The sequence below is a fragment of the Streptomyces sp. NPDC044571 genome, from assembly GCF_040647115.1.
In the GTDB taxonomy this organism is placed as follows: domain Bacteria; phylum Actinomycetota; class Actinomycetes; order Streptomycetales; family Streptomycetaceae; genus Streptomyces.
In genome coordinates, this window is record NZ_JBEZBN010000006.1 from 107,150 (window position 1) to 133,947 (window position 26,798).

At 72.2% G+C, this 26,798-nt stretch carries 24 protein-coding genes and 1 tRNA gene; 14 read left to right on the plus strand and 11 right to left on the minus strand.

Translation table 11 applies throughout. The annotated features are described in order from the left end of the window. The first annotated feature begins 9 nt into the window (after positions 1-9). Entirely contained in the window at positions 10-1,449 is a 1,440-nt protein-coding gene (locus AB0B01_RS05200; RefSeq protein ID WP_361713050.1) for a NarK family nitrate/nitrite MFS transporter, read from the plus strand. Between the two features lie 37 nt (positions 1,450-1,486). After that, complete coding sequence (locus tag AB0B01_RS05205) at positions 1,487-1,714, plus strand: hypothetical protein (RefSeq protein WP_361713052.1); 228 nt, start codon at positions 1,487-1,489, stop codon at positions 1,712-1,714. Between the two features lie 4 nt (positions 1,715-1,718). On the opposite strand, the gene mscL is transcribed toward AB0B01_RS05205, so the two are convergent. From mscL to AB0B01_RS05240, 7 genes are all read right to left on the minus strand, one after another. Next, positions 1,719-2,213 (minus strand): large conductance mechanosensitive channel protein MscL, encoded by a 495-nt coding sequence (gene mscL, locus AB0B01_RS05210; RefSeq protein WP_361713054.1) that lies wholly within the window; start codon positions 2,211-2,213, stop codon positions 1,719-1,721. 120 nt (positions 2,214-2,333) lie between these two features. Beyond that, a complete protein-coding gene (locus tag AB0B01_RS05215) occupies positions 2,334-2,849 on the minus strand; it encodes a hypothetical protein (RefSeq protein ID WP_361713056.1) in 516 nt (171 codons plus the stop codon). 203 nt (positions 2,850-3,052) lie between these two features. Next, positions 3,053-3,610 carry a carboxymuconolactone decarboxylase family protein gene (locus AB0B01_RS05220; RefSeq protein WP_361713058.1) on the minus strand — a complete coding sequence of 186 codons (558 nt, stop codon included), beginning with the start codon at positions 3,608-3,610 and terminating at the stop codon, positions 3,053-3,055. A gap of 90 nt (positions 3,611-3,700) precedes the next feature. Further along, positions 3,701-4,534: an S-methyl-5'-thioadenosine phosphorylase gene (locus AB0B01_RS05225; RefSeq protein ID WP_361713060.1), complete on the minus strand. Its 834-nt coding sequence runs from the start codon at positions 4,532-4,534 to the stop codon at positions 3,701-3,703. A 76-nt stretch (positions 4,535-4,610) separates the two neighbouring features. Further along, positions 4,611-4,916: an FmdB family zinc ribbon protein gene (locus AB0B01_RS05230; RefSeq protein ID WP_361713062.1), complete on the minus strand. Its 306-nt coding sequence runs from the start codon at positions 4,914-4,916 to the stop codon at positions 4,611-4,613. Positions 4,917-4,983: 67 nt separating this feature from the next. Further along, entirely contained in the window at positions 4,984-6,315 is a 1,332-nt protein-coding gene (locus AB0B01_RS05235; RefSeq protein WP_361713064.1) for an MFS transporter, read from the minus strand. Positions 6,316-6,721: 406 nt separating this feature from the next. Then, positions 6,722-8,281 (minus strand): potassium/proton antiporter, encoded by a 1,560-nt coding sequence (locus AB0B01_RS05240; RefSeq protein WP_361713066.1) that lies wholly within the window; start codon positions 8,279-8,281, stop codon positions 6,722-6,724. 184 nt (positions 8,282-8,465) lie between these two features. On the opposite strand from AB0B01_RS05240, the gene AB0B01_RS05245 reads away from it, so the two are divergent. Then, a complete protein-coding gene (locus tag AB0B01_RS05245) occupies positions 8,466-11,306 on the plus strand; it encodes a penicillin acylase family protein (protein WP_361713068.1) in 2,841 nt (946 codons plus the stop codon). Here AB0B01_RS05245 and AB0B01_RS05250 read toward each other — a convergent pair. Continuing rightward, positions 11,301-11,930, minus strand: a complete 630-nt coding sequence (locus AB0B01_RS05250; protein WP_361713070.1) for a 5-formyltetrahydrofolate cyclo-ligase — start codon at positions 11,928-11,930, stop codon at positions 11,301-11,303. The genes AB0B01_RS05245 and AB0B01_RS05250 overlap by 6 nt on opposite strands. Before the next feature lie 90 nt (positions 11,931-12,020). Here AB0B01_RS05250 and galU point away from each other — a divergent pair, with 90 nt between their 5' ends. From galU to AB0B01_RS05285, 7 genes are all read left to right on the plus strand, one after another. Further along, positions 12,021-12,923, plus strand: coding sequence for a UTP--glucose-1-phosphate uridylyltransferase GalU (galU, locus tag AB0B01_RS05255; RefSeq protein ID WP_356852310.1), 903 nt, complete (start codon positions 12,021-12,023; stop codon positions 12,921-12,923). Positions 12,924-12,927: 4 nt separating this feature from the next. Then, positions 12,928-14,277, plus strand: coding sequence for a gephyrin-like molybdotransferase Glp (gene glp / locus AB0B01_RS05260; protein ID WP_361713073.1), 1,350 nt, complete (start codon positions 12,928-12,930; stop codon positions 14,275-14,277). A 74-nt stretch (positions 14,278-14,351) separates the two neighbouring features. Further along, complete coding sequence (gene moaC / locus AB0B01_RS05265) at positions 14,352-14,831, plus strand: cyclic pyranopterin monophosphate synthase MoaC (RefSeq protein ID WP_361713075.1); 480 nt, start codon at positions 14,352-14,354, stop codon at positions 14,829-14,831. A gap of 164 nt (positions 14,832-14,995) precedes the next feature. Continuing rightward, on the plus strand, positions 14,996-15,478 hold the full coding sequence (locus AB0B01_RS05270; RefSeq protein WP_361713147.1) for a MogA/MoaB family molybdenum cofactor biosynthesis protein: 483 nt from the start codon (positions 14,996-14,998) through the stop codon (positions 15,476-15,478). Between the two features lie 17 nt (positions 15,479-15,495). Beyond that, entirely contained in the window at positions 15,496-16,104 is a 609-nt protein-coding gene (locus tag AB0B01_RS05275; RefSeq protein WP_361713077.1) for a GNAT family protein, read from the plus strand. 157 nt (positions 16,105-16,261) lie between these two features. Continuing rightward, positions 16,262-17,275 (plus strand): hypothetical protein, encoded by a 1,014-nt coding sequence (locus AB0B01_RS05280; RefSeq protein ID WP_361713078.1) that lies wholly within the window; start codon positions 16,262-16,264, stop codon positions 17,273-17,275. Positions 17,276-17,351: 76 nt separating this feature from the next. Further along, positions 17,352-17,425 (plus strand) — tRNA-Ala (locus AB0B01_RS05285). 213 nt (positions 17,426-17,638) lie between these two features. On the opposite strand, the gene AB0B01_RS05290 is transcribed toward AB0B01_RS05285, so the two are convergent. Further along, entirely contained in the window at positions 17,639-18,133 is a 495-nt protein-coding gene (locus AB0B01_RS05290; RefSeq protein ID WP_361713080.1) for a GNAT family N-acetyltransferase, read from the minus strand. Positions 18,134-18,171: 38 nt separating this feature from the next. On the opposite strand from AB0B01_RS05290, the gene AB0B01_RS05295 reads away from it, so the two are divergent. After that, positions 18,172-18,975 carry an exodeoxyribonuclease III gene (locus AB0B01_RS05295; RefSeq protein ID WP_361713082.1) on the plus strand — a complete coding sequence of 268 codons (804 nt, stop codon included), beginning with the start codon at positions 18,172-18,174 and terminating at the stop codon, positions 18,973-18,975. On the opposite strand, the gene AB0B01_RS05300 is transcribed toward AB0B01_RS05295, so the two are convergent. Further along, positions 18,957-19,655: a MerR family transcriptional regulator gene (locus AB0B01_RS05300; RefSeq protein WP_361713084.1), complete on the minus strand. Its 699-nt coding sequence runs from the start codon at positions 19,653-19,655 to the stop codon at positions 18,957-18,959. The two genes, AB0B01_RS05295 and AB0B01_RS05300, sit on opposite strands and share 19 nt — an antisense overlap. A 177-nt stretch (positions 19,656-19,832) precedes the next feature. Here AB0B01_RS05300 and AB0B01_RS05305 point away from each other — a divergent pair, with 177 nt between their 5' ends. The 3 genes from AB0B01_RS05305 to AB0B01_RS05315 are packed head-to-tail and all read left to right on the plus strand — an operon-like array spanning position 19,833 to position 23,316. Beyond that, entirely contained in the window at positions 19,833-21,470 is a 1,638-nt protein-coding gene (locus AB0B01_RS05305; protein ID WP_361713149.1) for an NAD(P)/FAD-dependent oxidoreductase, read from the plus strand. Continuing rightward, complete coding sequence (locus AB0B01_RS05310) at positions 21,467-22,426, plus strand: alpha/beta hydrolase (protein WP_361713086.1); 960 nt, start codon at positions 21,467-21,469, stop codon at positions 22,424-22,426. The genes AB0B01_RS05305 and AB0B01_RS05310 overlap by 4 nt, the downstream gene beginning before the upstream one ends. Next, the gene (locus AB0B01_RS05315) at positions 22,423-23,316 is read left to right on the plus strand and encodes an SDR family oxidoreductase (RefSeq protein ID WP_361713088.1); all 894 of its coding nucleotides are present in this window, start codon (positions 22,423-22,425) and stop codon (positions 23,314-23,316) included. The genes AB0B01_RS05310 and AB0B01_RS05315 overlap by 4 nt, the downstream gene beginning before the upstream one ends. Positions 23,317-23,419: 103 nt before the next feature. On the opposite strand, the gene AB0B01_RS05320 is transcribed toward AB0B01_RS05315, so the two are convergent. Beyond that, positions 23,420-26,701, minus strand: coding sequence for a S41 family peptidase (locus tag AB0B01_RS05320; protein WP_361713090.1), 3,282 nt, complete (start codon positions 26,699-26,701; stop codon positions 23,420-23,422). Positions 26,702-26,798 lie beyond the last annotated feature (97 nt).

The following is a 26,798-nucleotide window of genomic DNA, read 5'->3' on the forward strand; positions in this document are numbered from 1 at the left end:
CCGATGACCATGGCCGGTCCCGCCCCCACCCCGACCGCCACCCCGCAGCGGCTGCGCCCGCACCCCGCGGAGTCCTACGGGCCGGGAACCTCCATCGGCGAATGGCGGCCCGAGTACCCGGACTTCTGGCAGGCCACCGGCCGCAGGGTCGCCCGGCGCAACCTCTGGGTCTCCATCCCCGCCCTGATGCTCGGCTTCGTGGTCTGGCAGGTCTGGTCGGTCACCGTGGTCCGGCTGAACGACGTCGGCTTCGGCTTCTCGAAGGCCCAGCTGTTCTGGCTGACCGCGATCCCCGGGCTCACGGGCGGCACCTTCCGGATCCTCTACACCTTCATCGGACCCATCGTGGGCGAGCGCAAGTTCACCGCGCTCAGCACGATCGTGCTGGTGGCACCGATGCTGTGGCTCGGCTGCGCCCTCCAGGACACCGGGACCCCGTACGGGGAGCTGGCCCTCATCGCGGCCGTCTGCGGCATCGGCGGCGCGAACTTCGCCTCCTCGATGGCGAACATCGGCTTCTTCTTCCCCCGGCGGGAAAAGGGCACGGCCAACGGCCTCAACGGCGGGCTCGGCAATCTCGGGGTGAGCGTGGTCCAGTTGGTCGCCCCGCTGGTGGTGACCGCGGGCGTCCTGGGTCCACCGGCGGGCGGCCCGCAGCGCGACGCCAAGCAGGGAAACGACATCTGGCTCCAGAACGGCGCCTTCCTCTGGGTGCTGCCGCTGGTGGTCACGGCATTGCTCGCGTGGTTCCTGATGAACGACCTCACGGTGGCCGCGGCCCCCTTCCGCGAGCAGAAGGTCATCTTCCGGCGCAAGCACAACTGGCTGATGACCTGGCTCTACGTCGGCACCTTCGGGTCCTTCATCGGCTTCGCCGCGGGCCTGCCCCTGCTGATCAAGAACGACTTCGAGGTGCAGGGCCACCAGGCCACGACCTATGCATGGATCGGCCCCTTCATCGGGGCGCTGATGCGCTGGGCCGGCGGCCGGCTCGCCGACCGGATCGGCGGGGCGCGCGTCACGATGCTGTCGTTCACCGGGATGGCGGGGGCCCTGGTCGTGGTGATCGCCGCGCTGCCGTCCGGCGGTGACCGGGGCAGCTTCTGGACCTTCTTCGCCGGCTTCCTCGCGGCCTTCGCCTTCTCCGGGCTGGGCAACGGGTCGACCTTCCGCCAGATCCCCGTGATCTTCCGGGACCGGCACATGCAGGAGGCCGAGGGCCGGGGCGCCGAGGCGCAGGCCGCGGCCCTCAGGCAGTCGGAGATGGAGGCGGGCGCCGTCACCGGCTTCTCCTCCGCCATCGCCGCCTACGGCTTCTTCTTCATCCCCGCGATGTTCGCCGCCATGCCCGTCCCGCACGCGCTGTGGCTGTTCATCGGCTTCTATGCCACCTGCCTGGCGCTGTGCTGGTGGTTCTACGCCCGCGAGGGCGCCGAGGCCCCCAGCTGAGCGGGGACGTGGGCGGGGGCGGCCGTACCCTGGAGGCATGAGCACCGCCCCCGACGCCGACCCGCAGTCCGCGCCCGACGCCTCCCGGCCGCAGCCCGCGCCCGCTGCCGAGCCGAAGCCGAAGCCGAGGATCGACTTCGACGACCCGCTGGACCAGCAGTCCGCGGACGACACGGACCGTGGGTGGGGCGAGCGGCCGGCCGCCGGCGGAAGCGCCGCCGACCTGGCCCGCTTCCTCGACGAGAAGCCGCCCCACCACCTCTGAGCTGCTAGTACCGGCCTCCGGGGACCCCCGCGCCGCTCGCCTGGCCGCGCTGGGCGACCAGCTCGTCGCGGATCTCCTTGAGCACCTCCAGTTCGGTGATCTCGATGGTCTCCTGCACGCCCTCCCGGGCGCGGCGGCGCTGCTCCACCCTGGCGAGGTACTTCGCCATGGGCAGCACCATCAGGAAGTAGACGACTGCGGCGGTGATCAGGAAGGTCAGCGTGGCATTGAGCACCGAGCCCCAGAGGATGTTCACACCCGTCGGCTCGCCCTTCGCGTCGACGCCGCAAGGGGCCTTCAGACAGGAGGAGTAGACGTCCAGGCTCTTGGTGCCGACGGCACCGACCACCGGGCTGATGATCCCCTTCACCACGGAGCTCACGATGTTCGTGAACGCGGCGCCGATGACCACGGCGACGGCCAGGTCCACGACATTGCCGCGCATCAGGAAGGCCTTGAAGCCCGCCAGGACGCTCTCCTTGTTCTTCGCGCTCACCACTGATCCTCTTTTCTTCACTGCCAAACACGGAGCCAACGGTTCCGAAAACTACGGCAGTACGGGCCCCGTGTGTCCAATCAGCCCTGAATTCACGGCGACATGAGGGAACCGCAGTCCGCTTCAGCACAACGTCACCGCCAGCCGAGCCACGGCGCCTGCGCCCACGAGCGCCCGCGCGGTCTCCCGGGGCACGGACAGCACCACCAGCGCACCGCCGTCCCCCTCGGCCTTCCCCGGATCCGGCACCTCGGCCACCCGTGCCCCCGCGGCCACCACCCTGGGCGCCCCGGCGCGCTCCGCCGCCACCACGTCCACCCGGTCCCCGGGCCGCAGCAGCCGCACCGTCGCCGCGTCCGCGATGCGCACCGGCGCCGACACCGTCCGCACCGCCTCCGGCGGCGGCTTCACCACCGGCGGTGCTCCGCCCCGCGAGGCCTGTGCCTGCGCCGCGCCCACCGCCGCGAGGGCGACCGCCACGGCGGCCAGTCCGGCCGACGCGGCCCGCCGCCTATGCCGCACCGCCCGGCGCAGCCGGTCCCCGCCCCGGCCGACGCGGAGCGGGGGAAAGGAGGGGACCGGTCGCGCGGGAGGGCACGAAGGGAGCGGAGCGGGGCAGACCTGCGCGGTCCTGGACATGACGACCACCACCAGAGATGTGAGTTCCGCTGCCCGGACCCGATGCCCGGACACCCCCTCACGATCCGCCCACCCGCAGGATCCCGCTCGACCCTGTGGACAATCCCCAGCCTGTGGACAACGCCGTCACCCCCAGGAGCAGCCGACCGCCCGGGTCACCCGCCGCCCGCCACCGACCACCCGGGCCGCGCCAGGCCCCCGGGTCACCGGCCGGGCGGGACCGCGCACGCCTCCGCAAAGCCCTGACTGGTCAGGCCGAAGGCCCTGTTGGCGCGTGAGCGCATGTTCTCCAGGGCCACCATCGCGGTCAGCTCGACGAACGCCGCCTCGCCCAACCGTCCGAGCAGCTCCGCCGCCAGTGCGTCCGTGACCGCCGGCTCGGTCTCCGTCATCGCCTCGGCGTACTCCATGACCAGCAGCTCCACCTCGGTGAAGACCTCGCGGGACTCCTGCCACTGCGGCACCCGCTCGATCTTGTGGGCGGCCAGGCCCAGCTCCCGGCCTTCCCAGTAGCCGAAGTCCATGCACCACGAACAGTTGATCCGCGCCGCCGCCGCCATCACCGCGAGGTGCTTCAGCCCGGCGTCGAGCGCGTTCCACTTCGCCGCCCGCTGCTCCAGGCGGACGTACGCGAACAGCACGCGCTGGTTGTGCCCGTACGCCTGCCCGGGGTCGAGCACCTTGCCGTACTTGCGGCGCGAGTACCAGGCCCCCAGGCGCATGAGGGGCGTACGGGGCGGGGTGAGGGAGATGCGCGGCATGGCGGTCGCCTCCTGGGCGGATGCGGCCCCGCGGTTCGGGGCCTCCATCCGCTCAGACAGGACAGCCCTGCGAAATGTGACAGCAGGCGGCTACGGCAGTTCGATGCCGAGGTCCCAGCCGTCGTGGGCGTGCGTGCACAGGCAGGCGCGGGACTCCGTCGGCGGGAGGGCCGCCACCGCGTCGAAGAGGACCTCGCGCAGTCGGCCGACGTTCTCGCCGAAGACCTTCAGGACCTCCGTGTGGGACACGCCCTCGCCCGTCTCCGCGCCCGCGTCCAGGTCCGTCACCAGCGCCATCGAGGTGTAGCAGAGTCCCAGCTCCCGGGCGAGGACCGCCTCCGGGTGGCCCGTCATGCCCACGACCGCCCAGCCCGCCGCCGCGTGCCACTGCGACTCGGCGCGGGTGGAGAAGCGGGGCCCCTCGACCACGACCATCGTGCCGCCGTCCACCGCCTCCCACTGGCGCCCCCGCGCGGCGGCCAGCGCCACCGAGCGGCCCACCGGGCAGTACGGGTCGGCGAACGTGGTGTGCACGACGTTCGGCACCGAGCCGTCGGGCAGCGGCTCCCCGTCGAAGAAGGTCTGCACCCGGGACTTCGTACGGTCGACCAGCTGGTCGGGAACCAGGAGCGTGCCCGGACCGTACTCGGCGCGCAGGCCGCCCACCGCGCACGGGCCGAGCACCTGGCGCACACCCAGCGAGCGCAGCGCCCAGAGGTTGGCGCGGTAGTTGATCTTGTGGGGCGGCACCTTGTGGCTGCGGCCGTGCCGCGGCAGGAAGGCGACCTGCCGCCCGGCCAGCTCGCCGAGGAAGAGGGAGTCGCTCGGGGGCCCGTACGGGGTGTCCACCTGTATCTCGGAGACGTCCTCCAGGAAGGAGTAGAACCCCGAACCGCCGATGACACCGATCTCTGCGTTAGCCATGCCGTCACCCTAACCGGGCATGCGCAAGGCCCTGCCGCCCGGAAGGGAGGCAGGGCCTTGCGAGGAAGTGACGAGGTCAGGCAGCCGAGGTCGAGCTGGAGCTCGTGCTGCTGCTCGCGGTCGACGCGGCGGGCGCGGGGGCCGAGGACGTCGAGGTCGAAGTGGACGACGCGGGCTTCGAGGCAGGGGTGCTGCTCGACGAGGCCCCACGGCTGTCGTTCCGGTAGAAACCGGAACCCTTGAAGACGATGCCGACCGCGGAGAACACCTTCTTCAGGCGTCCGTTGCAGCTCGGGCACTCGGTCAGTGCGTCATCGGTGAACTTCTGCACGGCCTCAAGGCCCTCACCGCACTCGGTGCACTGGTACTGGTAGGTCGGCACGAATTTCCTCCTGGCACTCTGACTCGATGAGTGCTAACGACGATCCATGGTGACGTATTCCGGCGGATCAGTCCACCGTCACCGGCACGCGGTGACCCAGACCACGCTGGTTCACCCGCCCCGACGAGTCCGCCGGGGCCGGCTGGGCGGCCTGCGCGGACGAGTTGATGATCCGGCTCGGGGCCTTCGGGGCCAGCTTCGCCCGCAGCGCCAGCAGGGTGACCAGCGCCAGCGCCGTGCCCGCCATGGGCACGAGGAAGCCGTACGAGGACCCGTGGGCGTCCGTCAGCCGCCCGGCCAGCGTCACGGCCGTGGCCTGGCCGAAGGCGACCGCGCCGGTCAGCCAGGTGAAGGCCTCGGTCCGGGCGTTCGCCGGGATCAGCGACTCGATCATGGTGTAACCGGTGATCAGCGCCGGGGCGATGCACAGGCCGACGAGCAGGCCGAGCGCGCCCAGCAGGATCACGGAGTGTGCGGTCCACAGGACCGAGGCGGCCAGGGTCAGGCCGGCGTAGCCCAGCAACAGCCGGCGCCGCGGGCTGATCTTCCAGGCGATCGCACCGCAGGCGATGCCCGCGATCATGTTGCCGGCCGCGAAGACGCCGTAGAGCAGGCCGTTGGCGCCCGGGTTGCCGATCTCGTTGGAGAAGGCGGCCAGCGACACCTGCATGCCGCCGAAGACGGCGCCGATGCCGAGGAAGGCCACGATCAGGACGCGCAGACCGGCGAAGGACAGCGCGGAGGCGCGCTTCTCGTCCCCCGCGGCCCGGGTGTGCACCGTGGGCTGGGTGGCGCGCTGGGCGGCGAAGACCAGGCCGCCGGCCAGCGTCAGCGCGGCCTCGGTGACCAGGCCCGCGGCCGGGTGGATGCCGGTGCACAGCGCGGTCGCCAGGACCGGGCCGACGACGAAGGTGAACTCGTCGGTGACGGACTCGAAGGCGGCGGCCGTCGGCAGCAGCGGCGAGCCCTCCAGCCGGGCGGCCCAGCGGGCCCGGACCATCGGGCCGACCTGCGGCACCGAGGCACCGGCCGGGACGGCGGCCAGCGCCAGGGCCCACACGGGGGCACCGAGCAGGGCGAGGGCCACCAGGGTGCTGACCGCGGCGGAGTGCACGAGGACGACCGGCGTCAGTACGGCGCTCTGGCCGAAGCGGTCGGTGAGGTTGCCCATCACCGGGGCGCACAGGGCCATGGAGACGCCGGTGACGGCGGCGACGATGCCCGCGCTGCCGTAGGAGCCGGTGGTGTGCTGGACGAGCAGCAGGATGCTGATCGTCAGCATGCCGAAGGGGAGGCGGGCGGCGAAGCCCGGGAGAACGAAGCCGAGGGCGCGGGGGGTGCGCAGGAGCTGCCCGTAACCGGGTCGGGCGGACGTGTCGGTCGTGACCGCGGATGTCACGGCCTGGCCTTTCCGCTGCCTGGTAGAGCGTCCCCGTCTGCGGACGGTGTGCCGCCTTGTGAGCGACCGCACCCGTACATGTGGGAGCCCCGAGAGCTGTCCTCTTGCGCAGAACCGAGTGATACCTGGGCGCCCACTGCGGGAGGGTGCCACGGCCGCTTTGCGGTCGCGCCAGCTCTGCGTCAGGCAGAGTTGGTTCGATGTGGTGTGGCTTTATCTTACAGGGAGAGCTGGCATCACGCCCTGTGATTCCGACGACAAGGTGGGCCTTCACCTGGGATTAACTGGAATTTCGCATTCCATGCCCAGTCGAAGCAGGGCAAAGGCCCTCCCAAACCCCCGAAAACAGCGAATTAGAACGATGCTCTAATGCTCTGTCGACATCCTTTGGAGCCCCGGCCGGGGCTCAGGAACCGTTGGACCCGGTCCCCAGCCATCCGGCCAGCTTGCCGCCCCGGGCCACCGCCCGAAGCCGTGCCTCCGCGGCGTCCCGTACCGGATCGGTGGCCACCACCAGCAGCTCGTCCCCCCGCCGCAGCACGGTCGAGGGCAACGGCACGAAGCTCTTGCCCTCGCGGACCACCAGCGTCACCGAGGCCCCGGGCGGCAGCCGCAGCTCGCTCACCTCGACGCCGTGCATCCGCGAGTCCCGGGGGATGGCGAAGGACAGCAGGTGGCCGCGCAGCTTCTCCAGCGGCGCCGACTCGATCCCGAGGTCCGCGGCCTCGTCGGTGTCGCCGAGCCGGAGCGTGCGGGCCACCCAGGGCAGGGTCGGCCCCTGGACCAGGGTATAGACGACGACCAGCACGAAGACGATGTTGAAGACCCGGTCGCTGCCCTCGATCCCCGTCACCATCGGGATGGTGGCGAGGATGATGGGCACGGCGCCGCGCAGGCCGGCCCACGACATCAGGGCCTTCTCCCGCCAGGGCACCCGGAAGGGGAGCAGGCTGATGAAGACCTCCAGCGGCCGGGCCACCATCGTCAGCACCAGGCCGATGACCACGGCGGGCCAGAAGTCGCCCGCCAGCTCGTGCGGGGTGACCAGCAGGCCGAGCAGGACGAACATGCCGATCTGGGCGATCCAGCCGAGCCCGTCCGCGAACCCCCGGGTGGCCGGCCAGTGGGGCAGCTTCGCGTTCCCGAGCACCATGGCCGCCAGGTAGACGGCGAGGAAGCCGGAGCCGTGCGCCAGCGCGCCGGCCGCGTACGCGACGACGGCGATCGCCATCACGGCGATCGGGTAGAGGCCCGAGGCGGGCAGAGCCACGTGCCGCAGGCCGTACGCCCCCAGGAAGCCCACCGTCAGGCCGATCGCCGCGCCGATCGCCAGCTCCAGCGCGATCTTGCCGACGAGTACGTACCAGGAGTCCACCGGGCCGACCGTGGCGAAGGCCACGACCAGGATGACCACGGGGGCGTCGTTGAAGCCCGACTCCGCCTCCAGCACACCCGTGATCCGTGAGGGCAGCGGCACCTTGCGCAGCACCGAGAACACGGCCGCCGCGTCGGTCGAGGAGACGACCGCGCCGATCAGCAGGGACTGCCGCCAGTCGAGGCCCACCACGTAGTACGCGCCCGCCGCCGTGACGCCCACGCTGATCGCGACGCCCACCAGCGACAGGGAGATCGCGGCGGGCAGGGCGGGCCTGATCTGCTTCCACTTCGTGCCCAGACCACCCTCGGCGAGGATGACGACGAGCGCCGCGTAGCCGATGACCTGGGTCAGTTCGGCGTTGTCGAAGACGACGTTGCCGATGCCGTCCTGGCCTATCGCGATGCCTATGCCGAGGTAAATGAGCAGGCTGGGGAGGCCGCTGCGTGAGGAGACGCGCACCGCCGCCACGGCGACGAGCAGCACGAGCGAGCAGACCAGCAGAAGCTCATTGAGCGTGTGGACAGTCAGCGGGCGGCCCTTTCCTCTAGGCGCCCGGCAAAACGTTCCTGCGGGCGACCGGTCCGGCAAGATCGGCAGGTACTTCGTTACCTTACCTAATATTTGACGCACCCTTTACGCGATAACCACATTGTGAAACGGCCGTTCGGCCTTGTCCTTCGCACCTTGACCCCTGGCGGATCAACGAACACGGTCGTGCGCCTATGGTTGCTCCCAGCACTCCCAGGACCGCCCTGCCCCTCTAAGGACAGCGATGCCCGCCAACGAAACCGCCCCTTCCGTCAAGAAGAAGGGACGACGCGCCCGCCTGATCGTGCTCGTCCTGGTCCTGGCGCTCCTCACGGGCTTCGGATACGGGACGTACTGGGGCCTGGACACCGTCCGCGCCTCCTTCCCGCAGGCGACCGGCTCCCTCCAGGTGCCCGGCCTGACCTCGGCAGTGGAGGTCAAGCGCGACGCGCACGGCATTCCGCAGCTCTACGCCGACAAGGACGAGGACCTCTTCCGCGCGCAGGGCTTCGTCCACGCGCAGGACCGCTTCTGGGAGATGGACGTACGCCGCCACCTGACCTCGGGGCGGCTCTCGGAGATGTTCGGCTCCGGCCAGGTCGAGACCGACGCCTTCCTGCGCACGCTGGGCTGGCGCCAGGTCGCCCAGGCCGAGTACGACACGAAGCTCTCGCCGGAGACGAAGAAGAACCTCCAGGCCTACGCCGACGGGGTCAACGCGTACCTGAAGGGGAAGTCCGGCAAGGACCTCTCCGTCGAGCACGCCGCTCTCAAGCTCAGCGCCGACTACCAGCCCGAGCAGTGGACGCCGGTGGACTCGGTGGCCTGGCTCAAGGCCATGGCCTGGGACCTGCGCGGCAACATGCAGGACGAGATCGACCGCGCACTGATGGCGAACAAGCTCACGCCCGCGCAGATCGACGAGCTCTACCCGCCCTACCCGTTCGACCGGAACCGGCCGATCGTCGAGGGCGGCAAGATCGACGGCGGCAAGTACGCGCCCCAGGGCGGCTCGGCCGCAGCCGGACCCGGCACCGGCAAGGGCTCCACCACCGGCACCGGCACCGCGAACGGATCGCCGGCCTCCACGACCCCCACCGGCCTCGCCGACGACGCCACCGCCCAGGGGGCGACGGTGGGCCTGCGCACCTCGCTGACCTCACTCGCCAAGACCCTGGACCAGATCCCCGCGATACTCGGCCCCAACGGCAGCGGCATCGGCTCGAACTCCTGGGTCGTCTCCGGCAAGTACACGACCACCGGCAAGCCGCTGCTCGCCAACGACCCGCACCTGTCCCCGCAGCTTCCCTCGGTCTGGTACCAGATGGGCCTGCACTGCCGCGCGGTCTCCGCGCAGTGCCAGTACGACGTGGCCGGCTACACCTTCTCCGGCATGCCCGGCGTGGTGATCGGCCACAACGCCGACATCGCCTGGGGCATGACGAACCTGGGCGCCGACGTCACCGACCTCTACCTGGAGCAGGTCAAGCCCGAGGGTTACGTCTACGACAACAAGGTGGTCCCCTTCACGACCCGCGAGGAGGAGATCAAGATCGCGGGCGAGAAGAAGAGCAAGAAGATCACCGTCCGCACCACCAACAACGGTCCGCTGATCTCCGACCGCAGCGAGGAGCTCGCCGCGGTCGGCAGCCGCGCCCCCGTCGCCAGCTCGGCCCCCGACCGAGGCAACGGCTACGCCGTCGCCCTGCGCTGGACCGCCCTGGACCCGGGCAAGTCGATGGACGCCGTCTTCAAGCTCGACCGGGCCAAGGACTTCGCGGGCTTCCGCGAGGCCGCCCGCGACTTCGAGGTCCCCTCGCAGAACCTGATCTACGCCGACAACAAGGGCCCGCTGGGCAACATCGGCTACCAGGCCCCCGGCCGGATCCCGGTCCGCGGCGCCGGCGACGGCCGCATGCCCGCCCCCGGCTGGGACTCCAAGTACGCCTGGAAGGGCGGCAAGGACGGCAATGCGGGCTACATCCCGCAGGACGAGATGCCGTACGACTACAACCCGGGCCGCGGCTACATCGTCACCGCGAACCAGGCCGTGACCGAGACCGGGACCGGCCAGGGCAAGTACCCGTACCTGCTGACGGCGGACTGGGGCTACGGCGCCCGCAGCCAGCGGATCAACGACCTCATCGAGGCGAAGATCAAGGACAGCGGGAAGATCTCCACCGACGACATGCGCACCATGCAGATGGACAACAGCAGCGAGATCGCCGCGCTGCTGACCCCGATGCTGGCCAAGATCGAGGTCTCGGACCCGGACGTGCGCTCCGCGCAGAAGCTGCTGGAGGGCTGGAACTACACCCAGGAGCCCGACTCGGCGGCCGCCGCCTACTTCAACGCGGTGTGGCGCAACATCCTCAAGCTGTCCTTCGGCGACAAGATGCCGAAGGAGCTGCGGGTCGAAGGCAGCTGCATGAACGTCCGCGGCGAGAGCACCGGGCCGGTCGACGACCTCGCCAAGACCGTCCGCGAATGCGGCGCCCGCGGCTCGGACTCGGCTCAGCCGGACGGCGGGGACCGCTGGTTCGAGGTGGTCCGGCGCCTGGTCAAGGACGAGAAGTCGGCGTGGTGGCAGACGCCCGCCGCCCGCAACCAGCCCGCGACCACCACCCGCGACGAGCTGTTCGCCCGGGCCATGAAGGACGCCCGCTGGGAGCTGACCGCCAAGCTCGGCAAGGACCAGGCCACCTGGAGCTGGGGCCGCCTGCACCAGCTGACGCTGAAGAACCAGACCATCGGCACCGAAGGCCCCGGCTTCCTGCAGTGGCTCCTCAACCGCGGCCCGTGGAACCTGGGCGGCGGCGAGGCCACGGTCAACGCGACCGGCTGGAACGCCTCCGGCGGCTACGGGGTGACCTGGGTGCCGTCAATGCGGATGGTCGTGAACCTGAACGACCTGGACAAGTCCCGCTGGATCAACCTGACCGGCGCCTCGGGCCACGCCTACCACGACAACTACACGGACCAGACGACCCTGTGGGCCAAGGGCGAGCTGCTGGACTGGCCGTTCGGCAAGGAGGCCGTCGACAAGGCGACGGTCGAGACGCTCACGCTGAAGCCGGGTTCATGAGCCGCCGGCCGGAGAAGTGAAGCGGACCACCCCCGACGGGGTGGCCACCGCCTGAACGGGGTGGTCGTGCGGTTCCTCCGGGACCCGCGCGACCACCTCTTCGTCGTAGAGGAGCACGACCAGCGCGGGATGCGCCCCGGCGCGCTCCAGACGCGCGAGCACCCGGTCGTACGAGCCCCCGCCGCGCCCCAGCCGCATCCCGCGCCGGTCCACCGCCAGCCCGGGCAGCAGGACGGCGTCGGCGCCGGTGACCGCCTCCGGACCGAGCCGCGGTCCGGCGGGCTCCAGCAGCCGCATCTTCCCCGGGTGCGCGGCCTCGGCGAGGCTGCCGGGGCCCTCGTACTCGGCCCAGTCGAGGTCGTTGTCGGGCAGCAGGACGGGCAGCAGGACCCGCTTCCCGGCCGTGCGCAGCCCGTCGAGCAGCTCGCGGGTACCGGGCTCGCTCCCCACGGAGACGTACGCCGCCACCGTGTGCGCCCCGGCGAGCTCGGGCAGTCCGAGGGCGGAGCGGGAGAGCGCGCGGGCCGCCGTGCGCAGGGAGTCGGGGGACAGGGCGCGGCGGGCGGCGAGGAGGTCCCGGCGCAACTGCGCCTTTGCGGACGGATCGGGTGCGTTCACTACCACGGCTGACTCAGGTTTCCTTTCAAAGGGGGCAATCGGGGATCTATTTGCCCGAATCCTTAGGTGGGAGCGTGACCCACTATGGTTCTGCCCATGACTCAGTTGCACCCCGTGATCAAAAAGGCCGTCATCCCTGCCGCAGGCCTTGGCACACGTTTCCTCCCGGCGACGAAGGCGACGCCCAAGGAAATGCTCCCGGTCGTGGACAAGCCGGCCATCCAGTACGTCGTCGAGGAGGCCGTCTCGGCCGGCCTGGACGACGTCCTGATGATCACAGGGCGTAACAAGCGTGCGCTTGAGGACCACTTCGACCGCAACTACGAACTGGAGTCCGCCCTCATCGCCAAGGGCGACGACGACCGGCTCAAGAAGGTCCAGGAGTCCAGCGACCTGGCCACCATGCACTACGTCCGCCAGGGCGACCCGCGCGGCCTCGGCCACGCCGTCCTGTGCGCCGCTCCGCACGTGGGTGACGAGCCCTTCGCCGTCCTGCTCGGCGACGACCTCATCGACCCGCGCGACCCCCTGCTGCGCCAGATGACCGATGTGCACGCCCGCACCGGCGGCACCGTCATCGCCCTGATGGAGGTCGACCCGGCCAGCGTGCACCTCTACGGCTGCGCCGCCGTCGAACCCACCGACGAGGCGGACGTCGTCCGGATCACGGGCCTCGTCGAGAAGCCCGACGCCGCCGACGCCCCCAGCAACTACGCCGTCATCGGACGCTATGTCCTCAACCCGGCGATCTTCGACATACTGCGGGAGACCGAGCCGGGCCGCGGCGGGGAGATCCAGCTCACCGACGGCCTGCAGAAGCTGGCCGCCGACGAGAGCGTGGGCGGCCCGGTGCACGGCGTGGTCTTCCGGGGCCGCCGCTACGACACCGGGGACCGCGGGGACTACCTGCGGGCCATCGTCCGCCTCGCGTGCGAGCGTGAGGACCTGGGCCCGGAGTTCCGCACCTGGCTTCACCGTTACGTCACGGAGGAGATGTAGCACCTTGAGCAGCCCCGCCGCCGCACCGCAGGACACCGGCCAGCAGCGTCTGTGGTCGGTGGACGAGCACCTCGCGGACGTCCTCGCCGCCGTCCGGCCGCTGGAGCCCATCGAGCTCCAGCTGCTCGACGCCCAGGGCTGTGTCCTGGTCGAGGACGTCACCGTGCCCGTCGCCCTCCCGCCCTTCGACAACAGCTCGATGGACGGGTACGCCGTCCGCACGGCCGACGTCCAGGGCGCGAGCGAGGAGTTCCCCGCGGTGCTGACGGTCATCGGGGACGTCGCGGCGGGCAGCGGTGAACTGCCCGCCGTCGGCCCGGGCCAGGCCGCCCGCATCATGACCGGCGCCCCGCTGCCGCCCGGCGCGGAGGCCGTCGTCCCCGTCGAGTGGACCGACGGCGGCGCGGGCGCGGGCGCGGCCACCGGCATGACCCCGGCCAGCGCGGCCCCCGAGGGCGCGGGCGGCGAGGTGCGGGTGCACCGGGCCGCCGAGGCGCGGGCCCACGTACGGGCACGGGGCAGCGACGTCCAGGCCGGAGACCTCGCGCTGGCCGCGGGTACGGTGCTGGGCCCGCCGCAGATCGCGCTGCTGGCCGCCATCGGGCGGGGCACCGTCCGGGTCCGGCCGCGGCCGCGCGTGGTGGTGCTCTCCACCGGCAGCGAGCTGGTCCAGCCGGGCGAGGCGCTGGCCCCCGGGACGATCTACGACTCGAACAGCTTCGCGCTGGCCGCGGCCGCGCGGGACGCGGGGGCCATCGCCTACCGCGTCGGGGCGGTCGCGGACGACGCCGACACCCTGCGCTCCACCATCGAGGACCAGCTGATCCGGGCCGATCTGCTGGTGACCACGGGAGGCGTCAGTGTCGGGGCGTACGACGTGGTCAAGGAGGCGCTGTCCTCGGTCGGCGTCGATCCCGAGGCCGGGGTCGACGCCGGGCGGATGGAGTTCCGCAAGCTCGCGATGCAGCCCGGCAAGCCGCAGGGCTTCGGCACCATCGGCCCGGACCACACCCCGCTGCTGGCCCTGCCCGGCAACCCGGTGTCCTCCTACGTCTCCTTCGAGCTGTTCGTGCGGCCCGCGATCCGCGCGCTCATGGGGCTGCCCGCCTCCGAGGTCAGCCGGCCGAGCGTCCGGGCGGTGCTCAAGGCGGACCGGCCGCTGGGCTCCCCGGCGGGGCGCCGGCAGTTCCTGCGCGGGGCGTACGACAAGGAGAGCGGCACGGTCAGTCCGGTCGGCGGATCCGGCTCGCACCTGATCGCGGCCCTGGCGCACGCCGACTCGCTGATGGTCGTGCCGGAGGACGTGACCTCGGTGCAGCCGGGGGACGAGCTGGAAGTGGTCCTGCTCGGCTGAAGTCCTGCCGGTGCGGGTAGCGTGTTGCACCACACAGGCCCTTGCGGGGCCCGGAGCGGGAGCGGCACGCAGATATGAGTACGCAGAGCAGGCTGACGCACATCGACGAGGCCGGTGCGGCCCGGATGGTCGACGTCTCGGAGAAGGACGTCACGACGCGGACGGCACGGGCCAGCGGGCGCGTGCTGGTCTCCCCCCGGGTGATCGAACTGCTGCGCGGCGAGGGCGTGCCCAAGGGGGACGCCCTCGCCACCGCGCGGATCGCCGGGATCATGGGGGCGAAGAAGACCCCCGACCTGATCCCGCTCTGCCACCCCCTGGCCGTCTCGGGCGTGAAGGTGGACCTCTCGGTCGCCGACGACGCCGTGGAGATCCTCGCGACGGTCAAGACCGCCGACCGGACGGGCGTCGAGATGGAGGCGCTGACGGCCGTCGCGGTCGCCGGGCTCACCGTCATCGACATGGTGAAGGCCGTCGACAAGGGCGCCGTCATCACCGACGTCCGGGTGGAGGAGAAGACCGGCGGCAAGTCCGGCGACTGGAGCCGGGCGTGAACGCCCCGCGCGGCGGCGAGGTCCACAGCCACAGCCACGGCCCTGCGCCGGCCGGCGCGGACGGCACCGGCGCGTCCGCAGGACCCGGCGGCACGGCGGCACCCGCCGCGGCCGATGCACGGCACGCGGCGCCGGGCGGGCAGCCCGCCCGCCCCCTTCGCGCCCTGGTGGTCACCGCCTCGAACCGGGCCTCGGCCGGCGTGTACGCCGACCGGGGCGGGCCCCTGCTCGCAGAGGGACTCCAAGGACTCGGCTTCACCGTGGACGGGCCGCGGGTCGTCCCCGACGGGGACCCGGTCGAGCAGGCGCTGCGCGAGGGCGTGGCCGCCGGGTACGACGTCATCCTCACCACCGGCGGTACCGGCATCTCGCCGACCGACCGCACCCCCGAGGCCACCGCCCGGGTGCTGGACCACGAGGTCCCGGGCATCCCGCAGGCCATCCGGGCCGAGAGCCTGGCGAAGGTGCCGACGGCGGCCCTGTCCCGGGGCCTGGCGGGGGTGGCCGGCCGCACCCTGATCGTCAACCTGCCCGGCTCCACGGGCGGAGTCCGCGACGGCCTCGCGGTCCTGACCCGGATCCTGCCGCACGCCGTGGACCAGATCCGGGGCGGCGATCACCCCAGACCTGCGGGGAGCCCCAGCTGAACGGGCCCTCCTGGCCGGTGGTGCTGAGCGACGGCGACGTCACGCTCCGGCCGATAAAGCTGCGCGACCAGAGCGCCTGGCGCGAGGTCAACCGGCGCAACCGCGACTGGCTGCGGCCCTGGGAGGCCACGATCCCGCCGCCCGCGCCCTGGGGGCCGGTGGTCCACCGGCCGACGTACCGCCAGATGGTGCGCCACCTGCGGGCCGAGGCGAACGCGGGGCGGATGCTGCCCTTCGTCATCGAGTACCGGGGCCGCCTGGTCGGCCAGCTGACGGTCGCCGGGATCACCTGGGGCTCGATGTGCGCGGGCCACGTCGGCTACTGGGTGGACCGCGAGGTGGCGGGCCGCGGGGTCATGCCGACGGCGGTCGCGCTGGCGGTGGACCACTGCTTCGGGAAGGTCGGGCTGCACCGGATGGAGGTGTGCATCCGCCCGGAGAACGGCCCGAGCCGGCGCGTGGTCGAGAAGCTGGGCTTCCGCGAGGAGGGGCTGCGTCCGCGCTACCTGCACATCGACGGCGCCTGGCGCGACCACCTCGTGTACGCGCTGACCGCGGAGGAGATCCCGGAGGGGCTGCTGCGCCGCTGGCACCGGGCGAGCAGCCAAGGGGCCTCGCCCTCATAGGAAACGAATATCCGTTCGAATTCCTGGGCCGGGAAACCGATTCGCCCATAACCTGATCCGAAGAATCACAAAAAAAGTCCGTGATATCAGCCAGTTCGTGCGACACACCGGCCCAATTGGCGGATCCGCTCGGCCGCGCCCCTCTACGGTGTGGGGTGTGAGCAGCAGCGGCCTCATCTACGCAGTCATTGTCGGGGCCTGGGCCGCCTACTTGGTGCCCATGTGGCTCCGGAGGCAGGACGAGCTGAACGAGGCCCGTCCGACGGAACGCTTCTCCACTGCCATTCGGCTGCTTTCGGGCCGGGCGGGAATGGAGCGCCGTTACGCCAAGGGGCTGCGTGAGCGTGCCGAGCAGGAGGCGCAGACCCAGTACCACGCGGACCCGGACGCCGCGACGGAAACGGTGAATTCCGTGGACGCCGACGCCCGGGCCGTTGCCGTGCCCCCGACCAGGGCGGAGCCGCGGTCGGCCGTGGCGGAACGGCAACGCCGCGAGCAGCGCCTGCAGGTGCTCGCGCGGCGCCGGCGCACCACCGCGCTGCTCTTCCTGATCTTCACGCTGGGCGCGGTCGTGGCCGCGGTCGGCGGTCTCGCGTACCTGTGGGCGCCCGCCGTGCCGGCCCTCCTGCTGAGCGCGTACATCATGCATCTGCGCGTCCAGGAGCGCAGGCGCTACGAGTTCACCATGGACCGGCGGCGGGCCGAGGCCGCCGCCCGGCAGCTGCGCGAGAGCCGCCAGCGCCGCCGCCATCCCGAGGACACCCCGACCGCCGCGGCCGAACCCGACCCCGCTCCGCCGGTCTCCCCGCAGGAGGCCGGCCGGCGCGCGCTGGTCGAGCAGACCGACCACGCCGAGTGGGTGGACCAGCAGCGCGAGCGCGAACGCGGCCCCGCCCGCGGCGACAGCTGGGAGCCGGTCCCGGTCCCGCTGCCGACGTACGTGACGGCCCCGGTGGCTCCGCGCGCCACGGGCCCGGCGACCCCGGACGCCTGGAGCGCGGCCCGCTCCAGCGCAGCCGAACCGACGGACCCCCGCCTGCGCGCCCAGCCCGCCCCGGCCCCCGCCCAGGAGGCGAAGCCCCAGCACCCCGGCCGCGGCCGGGACCGCGGTCGCACCCCGCTGTTCGACCAGTACGAGAGCGACGAGCGCCCCCGCGCCGCGAACGAATGACCGGACCTGCGCGGATGCTCCCCGATACCGGTTTTGGAGCACCGCCGCGGGGATGCTAATGTTTCACACGTCGCAAGGGCCTGTGGCGCAGTCTGGTAGCGCACCTCGTTCGCATCGAGGGGGTCTGGGGTTCAAATCCCCACAGGTCCACAGACGACAGTTTCCGAGTAGCTCTCGGGAATCGTCACGAGATCCCGTCCGGTCGCAAGACCGGGCGGGATCTCGGCGTTTCCGGGGTCCGGGCTGCCCGGTGCCCGAACGGCCGGGCGGTTACGGGCCGTTCGCGGCCGCCGGAGCCCGCGGCGGCAACTCCGGTACGGGCGAGCGCTCTTTGCTGCCGCGGTCCGGGCGGGCTCTGCCGCGTCAGGGGGTCAGGGGCTTGGCCATGCAGCGGCTGGAGTGGTGGAAGCGGTAGTGGCCGAACTTGGGTGAGGGGGCGTAGCCCGAGGAGAGATAGAGGGCTATCGCCTCCGGCTGCTGGTCGCCCGTCTCCAGGACCATGCGGACGCGGCCCGCCGCGCGGGCATCGGCTTCGAGCTCCGCGAGGATGCGGCGGGCCAGGCCGAGGCCGCGGGCCTCGGGGATGACGTACATGCGCTTGAGCTCGGCGTCGCCGTCGGAGTATCCCTCGTCGTTCTCGTCCTGCGTGCGCCAGCCGCCGCTGGCCATCGGGCTCTGCGAGGCGTCGTACGCCAGCAGGTACAGCCCCCGCGGCGGGGTGAACATCGCCGGGTCGAGAGGTGTGACGTCGCCCTCGCCGTCATAGCGCGCCTGGTACTCCAGTTGCACCTGGTCGTTGAGTTTGACCGCGTCCGGGTGGTCGTACGGTACGGAGCGGAGCTGGATCCCGTGAGACATCGGAACATCGTACGGAACCCTCCCGCTATGGTGCTGGGATGCTCACCGTGACCTCCGTGAATGTGAATGGGATCCGCGCCGCCGCCAAGAAGGGCTTCTCGCCGTGGCTGGCCGGGTCGGATGCCGACGTGGTCTGCCTGCAGGAGGTGCGGGCGGAGGAGGCGCAGATTCCGGCCGAGGTGCGGGAGCCCGAGGGCTGGCACACGGTCTTCGCGCCGGCCGCCGTCAAGGGCCGGGCCGGGGTGGCCCTCTACACGCGGCGGGAGCCCGAGCGGGTGCAGGTGGGCTTCGGGAGCGAGGAGTTCGACGGCTCCGGGCGGTACCTGGAGGTCGACCTGCCCGGTGTGACCGTGGCGAGCCTGTACCTGCCCTCCGGGGAGGCCGGAACCGCGAAGCAGGACGAGAAGTACCGGTTCATGGCGGAGTTCCTGCCCTACCTCGCCGCGCTCAAGGTGCGCGCGGCCGGCGAGGGGCGGGAGGTCGTGGTGTGCGGCGACTGGAACATCTGCCACCGGGAGGTCGACCTGAAGAACTGGAAGACCAACCGCAAGAGCGCCGGGTTCCTGCCCGAGGAGCGCGAGTGGCTCGGCAGGGTGTACGAGGAGGCGGGGTACGTCGACGTCGTACGCGCCCTGCATCCGGACACCGAGGGGCCGTACTCCTGGTGGTCCTACCGCGGGCGGGCCTTCGACAACGACGCCGGCTGGCGCATCGACCTCCAGGTCGCGACCCCGGGCCTCGCGGCCCGGGCGGTGAAGGCCTTCGTCGAGCGGGCCGAGACCCATCCGGAGCGGTGGTCCGACCACGCGCCGGTGACCGCCGTCTACGAGCTCGGGGTCTGAGACTCCGCGGGCCGGGACCGGGAGGCCTGGAGGCGGTCCATCGCCATCGCGAGCTCCGCCTCGACCACGCTCTTCGCCAGCGGGCGCAGGCGCGGCACGGCCTCCGGGGAGAGGTGCTCCTCGATGAGCTCCGTGAACAGGGCCGCCAGGGCGTCCGCGTGCGCGCGGACCCGGCGGCCGGTCTCCAGGACCGCCGCGAGCGGGACGCCTTCGCGGACCAGGGCGGAGGAGACGTCCAGCAGGCGGCGGCTGACGTGCACGATCTCGTCGCCGTCCGTGGCGAGGTAGCCGAGGTCGAGGGAGGCCGCCAGGTTCTCCGGGGTGACCTCGCCCTCGAAGTAGTCGGCCAGGGCCTCGGGCGTCAGGCGTACCGGGGTCTCCTCGGACCAGCCCATGCCGAGCAGCTCGCCGAGCTGGCTCACGTCGCGGCCGTTCTCGAAGGCGGCGGTCAGTTCGGCGATGCCGCCGAGGGTGTGGCCGCGTTCGAGCAGGGCGGCGATGGTGCGCAGCCGGGCCAGGTGGTGGTCGTCGTACCAGGCGATGCGGCCCTCGCGGCGCGGGGGCGGCAGGAGCTTGCGCTCGCGGTAGAAGCGCAGGGTGCGGACGGGTATGCCGGCCGCCTCCGCCAGTTCCGCCGTACGGTATTCGCGCACTGTCCTCGCCGCTTGCGTCTCTGCCACGGACGAAGCCTATGGCGTACCGGGAGTAACTTTCCGGGTGCGACCCCTACCCATGAGTACGGGGCTGCTCTACTCTCCCGATTGTGCCAGTGATTGCTGGCAGTGTGGCGCTGTGGTGATGACTGGGCTGGGCTGGTACTGCGCAAGCGGATGCGGAAGGCGGCGGGCATGGCGGGCATGGCGGGCAAGGGCGGCGCCGAACGGCGTGAGCACGTACGAGTGGCGGTGATCGGATCCGGCTTCGGCGGGCTGGGCGCGGCCGTCCGGCTGCGGCGGGAGGGGATCACGGACTTCGTCGTCCTGGAACGGGCCGACTCCGTCGGCGGGACGTGGCGCGACAACAGCTATCCCGGGTGCGCGTGCGACGTTCCCTCGCACCTGTACTCGTTCTCGTTCGCACCCAACCCGGACTGGCCGAGGACCTTCTCCGGGCAGCCGCACATCCGCGCCTACCTGGAGCACGTCGCCGACACCTTCGGGCTGCGCCCGCACATCCGGCTGAACTCCGAGGTCACGATAATCCGCTGGGACGCCGACCGGCTCCGGTGGCACATCGAGACCTCGACGGGCGAGCTCACCGCGGACGTCGTCGTGTCCGCGACCGGCCCGCTGTCCGACCCGAAGGTGCCGGATGTTCCGGGGCTCGCCGGCTTCCCGGGCAAGGTGTTCCACTCGGCGCGCTGGGACCACGACTACGACCTGCGCGGCAAGCGCGTCGCCATGATCGGGACCGGCGCCTCGGCCATCCAGATCGTGCCCGCCATCGCACCCGAGGTGGAGCGGCTCACGCTCTTCCAGCGGACCCCGCCGTGGGTCATGCCGCGCACCGACCGGGCCATCGGCACCGCGGAGCGCTGGCTGCACCGCCGGCTGCCCTTCACCCGTGCCGCGCGCCGCGGGCTGCTGTGGGGCATCCGGGAGCTCCAGGTGAGCGCCTTCACCAAGCGCCCGAACCAGCTCGGGCTGATCGAGTCGCTGGCCAAGGCCAACATGGCGCGGTCGATCAAGGACCCGGCGCTGCGGGCCAAGCTGACGCCCTCGTACCGGATCGGCTGCAAGCGGATCCTGCTGTCGAGCGAGTACTACCCGGCGCTCGCCCGGCCCAACGTGGACCTGGTCGCCTCCGGTCTGAAGGAGATCCGGGGCTCCGTCCTGGTCGCCGCCGACGGCACCGAGACCGAGGTCGACGCGATCATCTTCGGCACGGGCTTCCACGTCACCGACATGCCGATCGCCGACCGGGTGGTGGGGGCGGAGGGCAGGACCCTCGCCGACCACTGGAAGGACGGCATGCAGTCGCTGCGCGGGGCGACGGCCGCGGGCTTCCCCAACTGGATGACGATCATCGGGCCGAACACCGGCCTCGGCAACAGCTCGATGATCCTGATGATCGAGTCGCAGCTGAACTACATGGCGGACTACCTGCGCCAGCTCGACATGCTCGGCGGGCGGGTCGCGCTCGCCGCCAGGCCGTCGGCCGTGAACGCGTGGAACCGGCGCGTGCAGACCCGGATGGAGCGCACGGTGTGGAACACCGGCGGCTGCACCAGCTGGTACCTCGATGCGCAGGGCCGCAACACCACCGTCTGGCCGGGCACCACCGGCGAGTTCCGCAAGGAGACGCGGACCGTGGACCTGGGCGAGTACGAGGTCGTACGGCTGCGGGAGAAGGAGCAGGAACGGGAGCCGACGCCCGGGCGGGTCCCCGCGCAGGCCGCAGCCGGCGGGGCCGGCGCCGCCCGGGCCGCGGCTGCCCGGCCCGCCGCCGCCCGGCCCGCCGCTGCGCAGGCCGGCGTCGAGGAGGGCGCCGCGTGAGCCGCCCGCCGCACGTCACGACGGGGCCGTACGCCCCGCCCGTCCCCCGCCGCGAGCTGACCGCGGTCTCCGCCGACGGGGCGCGGCTGCACGTGGAGGTGCACGGGGAGGAGGGGGCGCCGACCGTGGTGCTGGCGCACGGCTGGACCTGCTCCACCGCCTTCTGGGCCGCGCAGATCCGGGCCCTGGCCGCGGCCGGCCACCGGGTGGTCGCGTACGACCAGCGCGGGCACGGGCGCAGCCCCGCCGGGCGCTGGTACAGCACCTCCGCCCTCGCCGACGACCTGGTCGCCGTCCTGGGCACCACCCTCGCCCCCGGCGAACGGGCCGTGGTCGCCGGGCACTCCATGGGCGGTATGACGATCATGGCCGCGGCCGGGCGCCCCGAGTTCGAGGAGCACGCCGCCGCCGCGCTGCTGTGCAGCACCGGCAGTTCGCAGCTGGTCGCCCAGTCGCTGGTCCTGCCCTGGCGTGCCGGGCGTCTGAGGACGCGCGCCACCGGGGCGATCCTGGGCTCCCGCGCCCCGCTCGGGCCCGTCACGCCGGTGGCCGCGAAGGTGCTGAAGTGCGCCACCATGGGCCCCGGAGCGACGCCCGAACAGGTCGAGGCCTGCGCCCGGATCGTGCACGCCTGCGCCACCGGCCCCCGGCACGCCTGGTCCCAGGTGCTGGCCGGGCTGGACCTCGACGCCGACCTGGCCGCGCTCACCGTGCCCACCGCGGTCGTCGGCGGTACGCACGACCGGCTGACGCCGCTCGTGCACGCCCGCCGGCTCGCCGCCGCCCTCCCGCACTGCGCGGGGCTGACGGAGCTGACCGGCATGGGCCACATGACCCCGATCGAGGCCCCGCGGGCCGTCACGGGAGCCCTGCGGGAACTGGCCGCCCGCCACCTGCCCGGCACCGCAGACACGACCGACCACGTGACCGACCAGGAGAAGGAGAAGACGCCGTGAGTGCTCGCAGGAGTCTGGAGGGCCAGGTCGCCGTCGTCACCGGCGCAGCCCGCGGCGTGGGCGAACTGCTCGCCCGCAAGCTGTCCGCGCGCGGCGCGAAGGTGGCCCTGGTGGGTCTGGAGCCGGAGGCGCTCAAGGAGGTCTCCGAGCGGCTGCACTCCGACAGCGACCACTGGTACGCCGACGTCACCGACCACGAGGCCATGGCGCGGGTGGCCCAGGAGGTCAAGCAGCGCTTCGGCAAGGTGGACATCGTCGTCGCCAACGCGGGCGTTGCCGCGGGAGGTCCGTTCGCCGAGTCCGATCCCGACGCCTGGCGCCGGGTGATCGAGGTCAACCTGATCGGCGGGGCCGTCACCGCCCGCGCCTTCCTTCCCGTCCTCACGGAGAGCCGCGGCTACTTCCTGCAGATCGCCTCGCTCGCCGCGATCACGCCGGCGCCGATGATGACGGCGTACTGCGCCTCCAAGTCCGGCGTGGAGGCCTTCGCGCACTGCCTGCGCGCCGAAGTCGGCTACAAGGGCGTCAAGGTGGGCGTCGGCTACCTCTCCTGGACCGACACCGACATGGTGCGCGGTGCCGACCGGGACGAGGTGATGCGGGAGCTGCGCCGGCGGCTGCCCTGGCCGGCGAACCGCACGTACCCGCTGGGCCCGGCCGTGGACCGGATCGTGGCGGGCATCGAGCGGCGCTCCGCGCACGTGTACGCGCAGGGGTGGCTGCGCGGGATGCAGGGGGTGCGCGGCTATCTGCCCGGGATCATCGCGACCGTCGGGCAGCGGGAGATGAAGCGTTTCGAACCGAGGCTCGCCGGCGTCTCCAAGGGGCTCGTGGGCGCCGGGGGCGCCGCCGACGAAAAGGAGCGCACCGGGGGCGCCTCCCCGCGGTAGCGGAGGGGAGTCGCCGGCAGCCCTGGCCGGAGCAGAGCCGAGGGGCGCGACCCGCAGCCGCGGATCGCGCCCCTCGGGCATGCCCCGGCGCCTCGGGCACGCCCTACTCGCGCGGCGGCAGCTTCGGACGCCGCAGGTCCGGTACGTCCGCATAGCCGGGCGGCACCGCGGCCGGCTCCTGCTCCAGCAACTCCACCGCCAGGAACACCGCGTCGTCCAGCTGGGCGTGCCGTCCCTCCGCCCAGTCGAGCGGGGTGCGCATGATCGCGAGGTCCGGCTCCACGCCGTGGTTCTCCACCGACCAGCCGTACTCCGGGAACCAGGCGGCGTTCATCGGCACCGTGATCACCGTTCCGTCGCCCAGGGTGTGCCGGCCGGTCATGCCGACCACCCCGCCCCAGGTGCGCTGGCCCACGACCGGGCCGAGCCCCAGCAGTTTGAACGCCGCGGTGATCATGTCGCCGTCCGAGGAGGTCGCCTCGTCGGCGAGCGCCACGATCGGACCGCGCGGCGCGTTCGAGGCGTAGCTGACCGGCTGGGCGTTGCGCGTGAGGTCCCAGCCGAGGATCGAGCGGCTCAGCTTCTCCACCACCAGCTCGCTGATGTGCCCGCCCGCGTTGCCGCGTACGTCCACGATCAGGGCGGGCCGGGACATCTCCATGCGCAGGTCCCGGTTGAACTGGGCCCAGCCCGAGCCGCCCATGTCGGGGATGTGCAGGTAACCGCACTTGCCGCCGCTGAGCTCGCGGACCACCGCCCGCCGCTTGGACACCCAGTCGTGGTAGCGCAGCGGCCGCTCGTCGATCAGCGGCACCACCGCGACCCGCCGCGGCCGGCCCTCGCCGTCGGCGGGCCGGAAGGTCAGCTCGACCGTGGTGCCGCCGGCCGCCGAGAGCAGCGGGTAGGGCCCGGTGACCGGGTCCACCGGCCGTCCGTCCACGTGGGTGAGGATGGCGCCTTCCCGGATCCCGCTCCCCGCCAGCGGCGAGCGGGCCTTGGAGTCGGAGGACTCGCCGGGCAGGATCCGCTTGACCATCCACCCTTCCTCGCGGTGCACCAGGTTCGCGCCGAGCAGGCCGATCGGACGCTGGTAGTGCGGCGGGCCCTCGTTGCGGCGCGGGGGCGAGACGTAGGCGTGGGAGGTGCCGAGTTCACCGAGCACCTCGCGCATCAGGTCGGCGAACTCGTCGGGTGAGGCGACCCGTTCGACCAGGGGGCGGTACTGGCTCAGCACCCCGTCCCAGTCGATGCCGCACATCTTCGGCTCCCAGAAGTACGCACGGATCAGCCGGCCGGCCTCCTCGAAGGCCTGGCGCCACTCGGCCGCCGGGTCCACCTCGTGGTGGATGCGCCGCAGGTCCAGGTAGACGGTGGAGTCGCTGTCGCCCGACTCGGTCGCCGGGACCGCGCGCAGGTCGCCGTCGTCGTTGATCACCAGCCGGGTGCCGTCGCCGCTGACCGCGAACCAGTCCAGCCCGGAGGCCAGTTCACTCTTGCGGGCCTTGGTGATGTCGAAGTGCTCCAGGGTCGGCTTGCCGCTGGTGTCGGCCGGGTTGGCGAAGGTCTCGCCGAGCGCGCCCGAGATCGGCCAGCGCAGCCACACCAGGCCGCCGCCGTGCACCGGGTAGAGCGCGGAGTACTTCGAGGCCGTGACCGGGAACGGCGTGACCCGGCTCTCCAGCCCCTCCACCTCCACGATCACCGAGCCGTCGCCCTCGCTCGACTCGCCTTCCACCGGGTCGAGTCCGCCCGCCGCCGGCCGGCCGTGGGGCGTGTACGCGAAGGGCGAGGGGGTCGCCGAGGACAGCGGCACCAGGTAGGGGCGGCAGCCCAGCGGGAAGGACAGGTCGCCGGTGTGGACGTCGTACACCGGGTCGAAACCGCGCCAGGACAGGAACGCGAGATAGCGTCCGTCCCGGGTGAAGACCGGATGGTCGTCCTCGAACCGGCCGTTGGTGACGTCCACGACGGTGCGCGGCCCGGGGCCGGAGATCCTGGCCATCTTGATCTGCCGCAGCGAGCGCCCGATACCCGGGTGCGACCAGGTCAGCCAGGCTCCGTCGGGGGAGAAGGCCAGGTCGGTGACGGGCCCGTTGACGGACCGGATGAGCTCCGTCACCTCGCCGTCGGACTCCTCCGCCGCGTCGAGGAGCAGCAGGCGCCCGTCGTTGGAGGCGATGGCGAGCCGCTCGCCGTCCGGATCGGACAGCAGTTCCAGTACGCGGCCCAGCTTCCCCGAGGCCAGCCGCCGGGGCTCCCGCTCCCCCGAGGCCCGCGGCAGGTAGGCGATCTCGATCGCGTCCTCGCCCTCCGCGTCCGTCACGTACGCGACCTGCCCGCCGCTGCCGAGCATCTCGGGCAGCCGCACCCGTACGCCCGGGGTGTCGGCGATGGTCCGTGCGGGTCCGTCGCGGTGGGTGAGCCAGTACAGGCTGCCCCGTACGACGACCGCGCTGGCACGCCCCGTGGCGTCGACGGAGAGCGAGTCGACGTGGTGCGCGGCCGGGACCTGGTAGGTGCGCCGGCCCGGGCGGGGTCCGCCGAGCCGGACGTCGAGCTTGCGCGGGACGGCCTCGGGGGCCAGGGATTCGACGAGCCAGAGGTCGCCGGCGCACTGGTAGACGACCCGCGAGCCGTCGCTGGAGGCGTGCCGGGCGTAGAACTCCTCGTGGTCGGTGTGCCGGCGCAGGTCGGTGCCGTCGGGCAGGCAGGAGTACAGGTTGCCGATGCCCTCGTGGTCGGAGAGGAAGGCGATCCTGCCGTCCACGAACATCGGCGCGTCGAGGTGGCCCTCCATGTGCTCCAGCAGTTGTGTGCCGTGCAGCCAGAGCCGGCCGGTGGCGCCGCCGCGGTAGCGCTTCCAGGCGGCGGGCTCGTGCGGGGGTTTGCCCGTCAGCAGCAGCGTGCGGCGCTCGCCGCCGGGTTCCTCGTGGACGGCGATGTCGGAGACCGGGCCCCAGGGCAGCTGGCCGCCGGGGGAGCCGTCGGCCGGCAGGCTGTAGGCCCACGCGTAGTAGGAGAAGGGCTGACCGTGCGAGGACACCGCGAGGATGTCGCTGCGGCCGTCCTTGTCGGGCGGGGTCCAGCCGCAGACGCGGGTGTCGGTGGAGCCCCAGTAGCTGAGCTGGCGCGCCGGGCCGCCGTCGACGGGGGCCAAGTGGATCTCCGGATCGAGGCTGCGCCACGTGGTGTAGGCGATGTGCCGCCCGTCCGGCGAGAAGCGCGGATGGCCGGCTCTGGTCCGGTCGACCGTGATCCGCCAGGCCCGGCCGACCGGTTCTCCAGGCGGAACCAAGGGCGCTACCCAAAGATCGTCCTCGGTGACGAAGCACAGCAGATCGCCGTGCAGGTGCGGGAATCGGAGGTACGCGGCGTCGTGACTCACCCCACAATGCTTTCCGGGCGACAGGGGCCTGGCAACTCGTACACGTGATCCATGCCACATCCTCCAGCGAAACGGAACGGTTTCGTTTCGCTAGGGG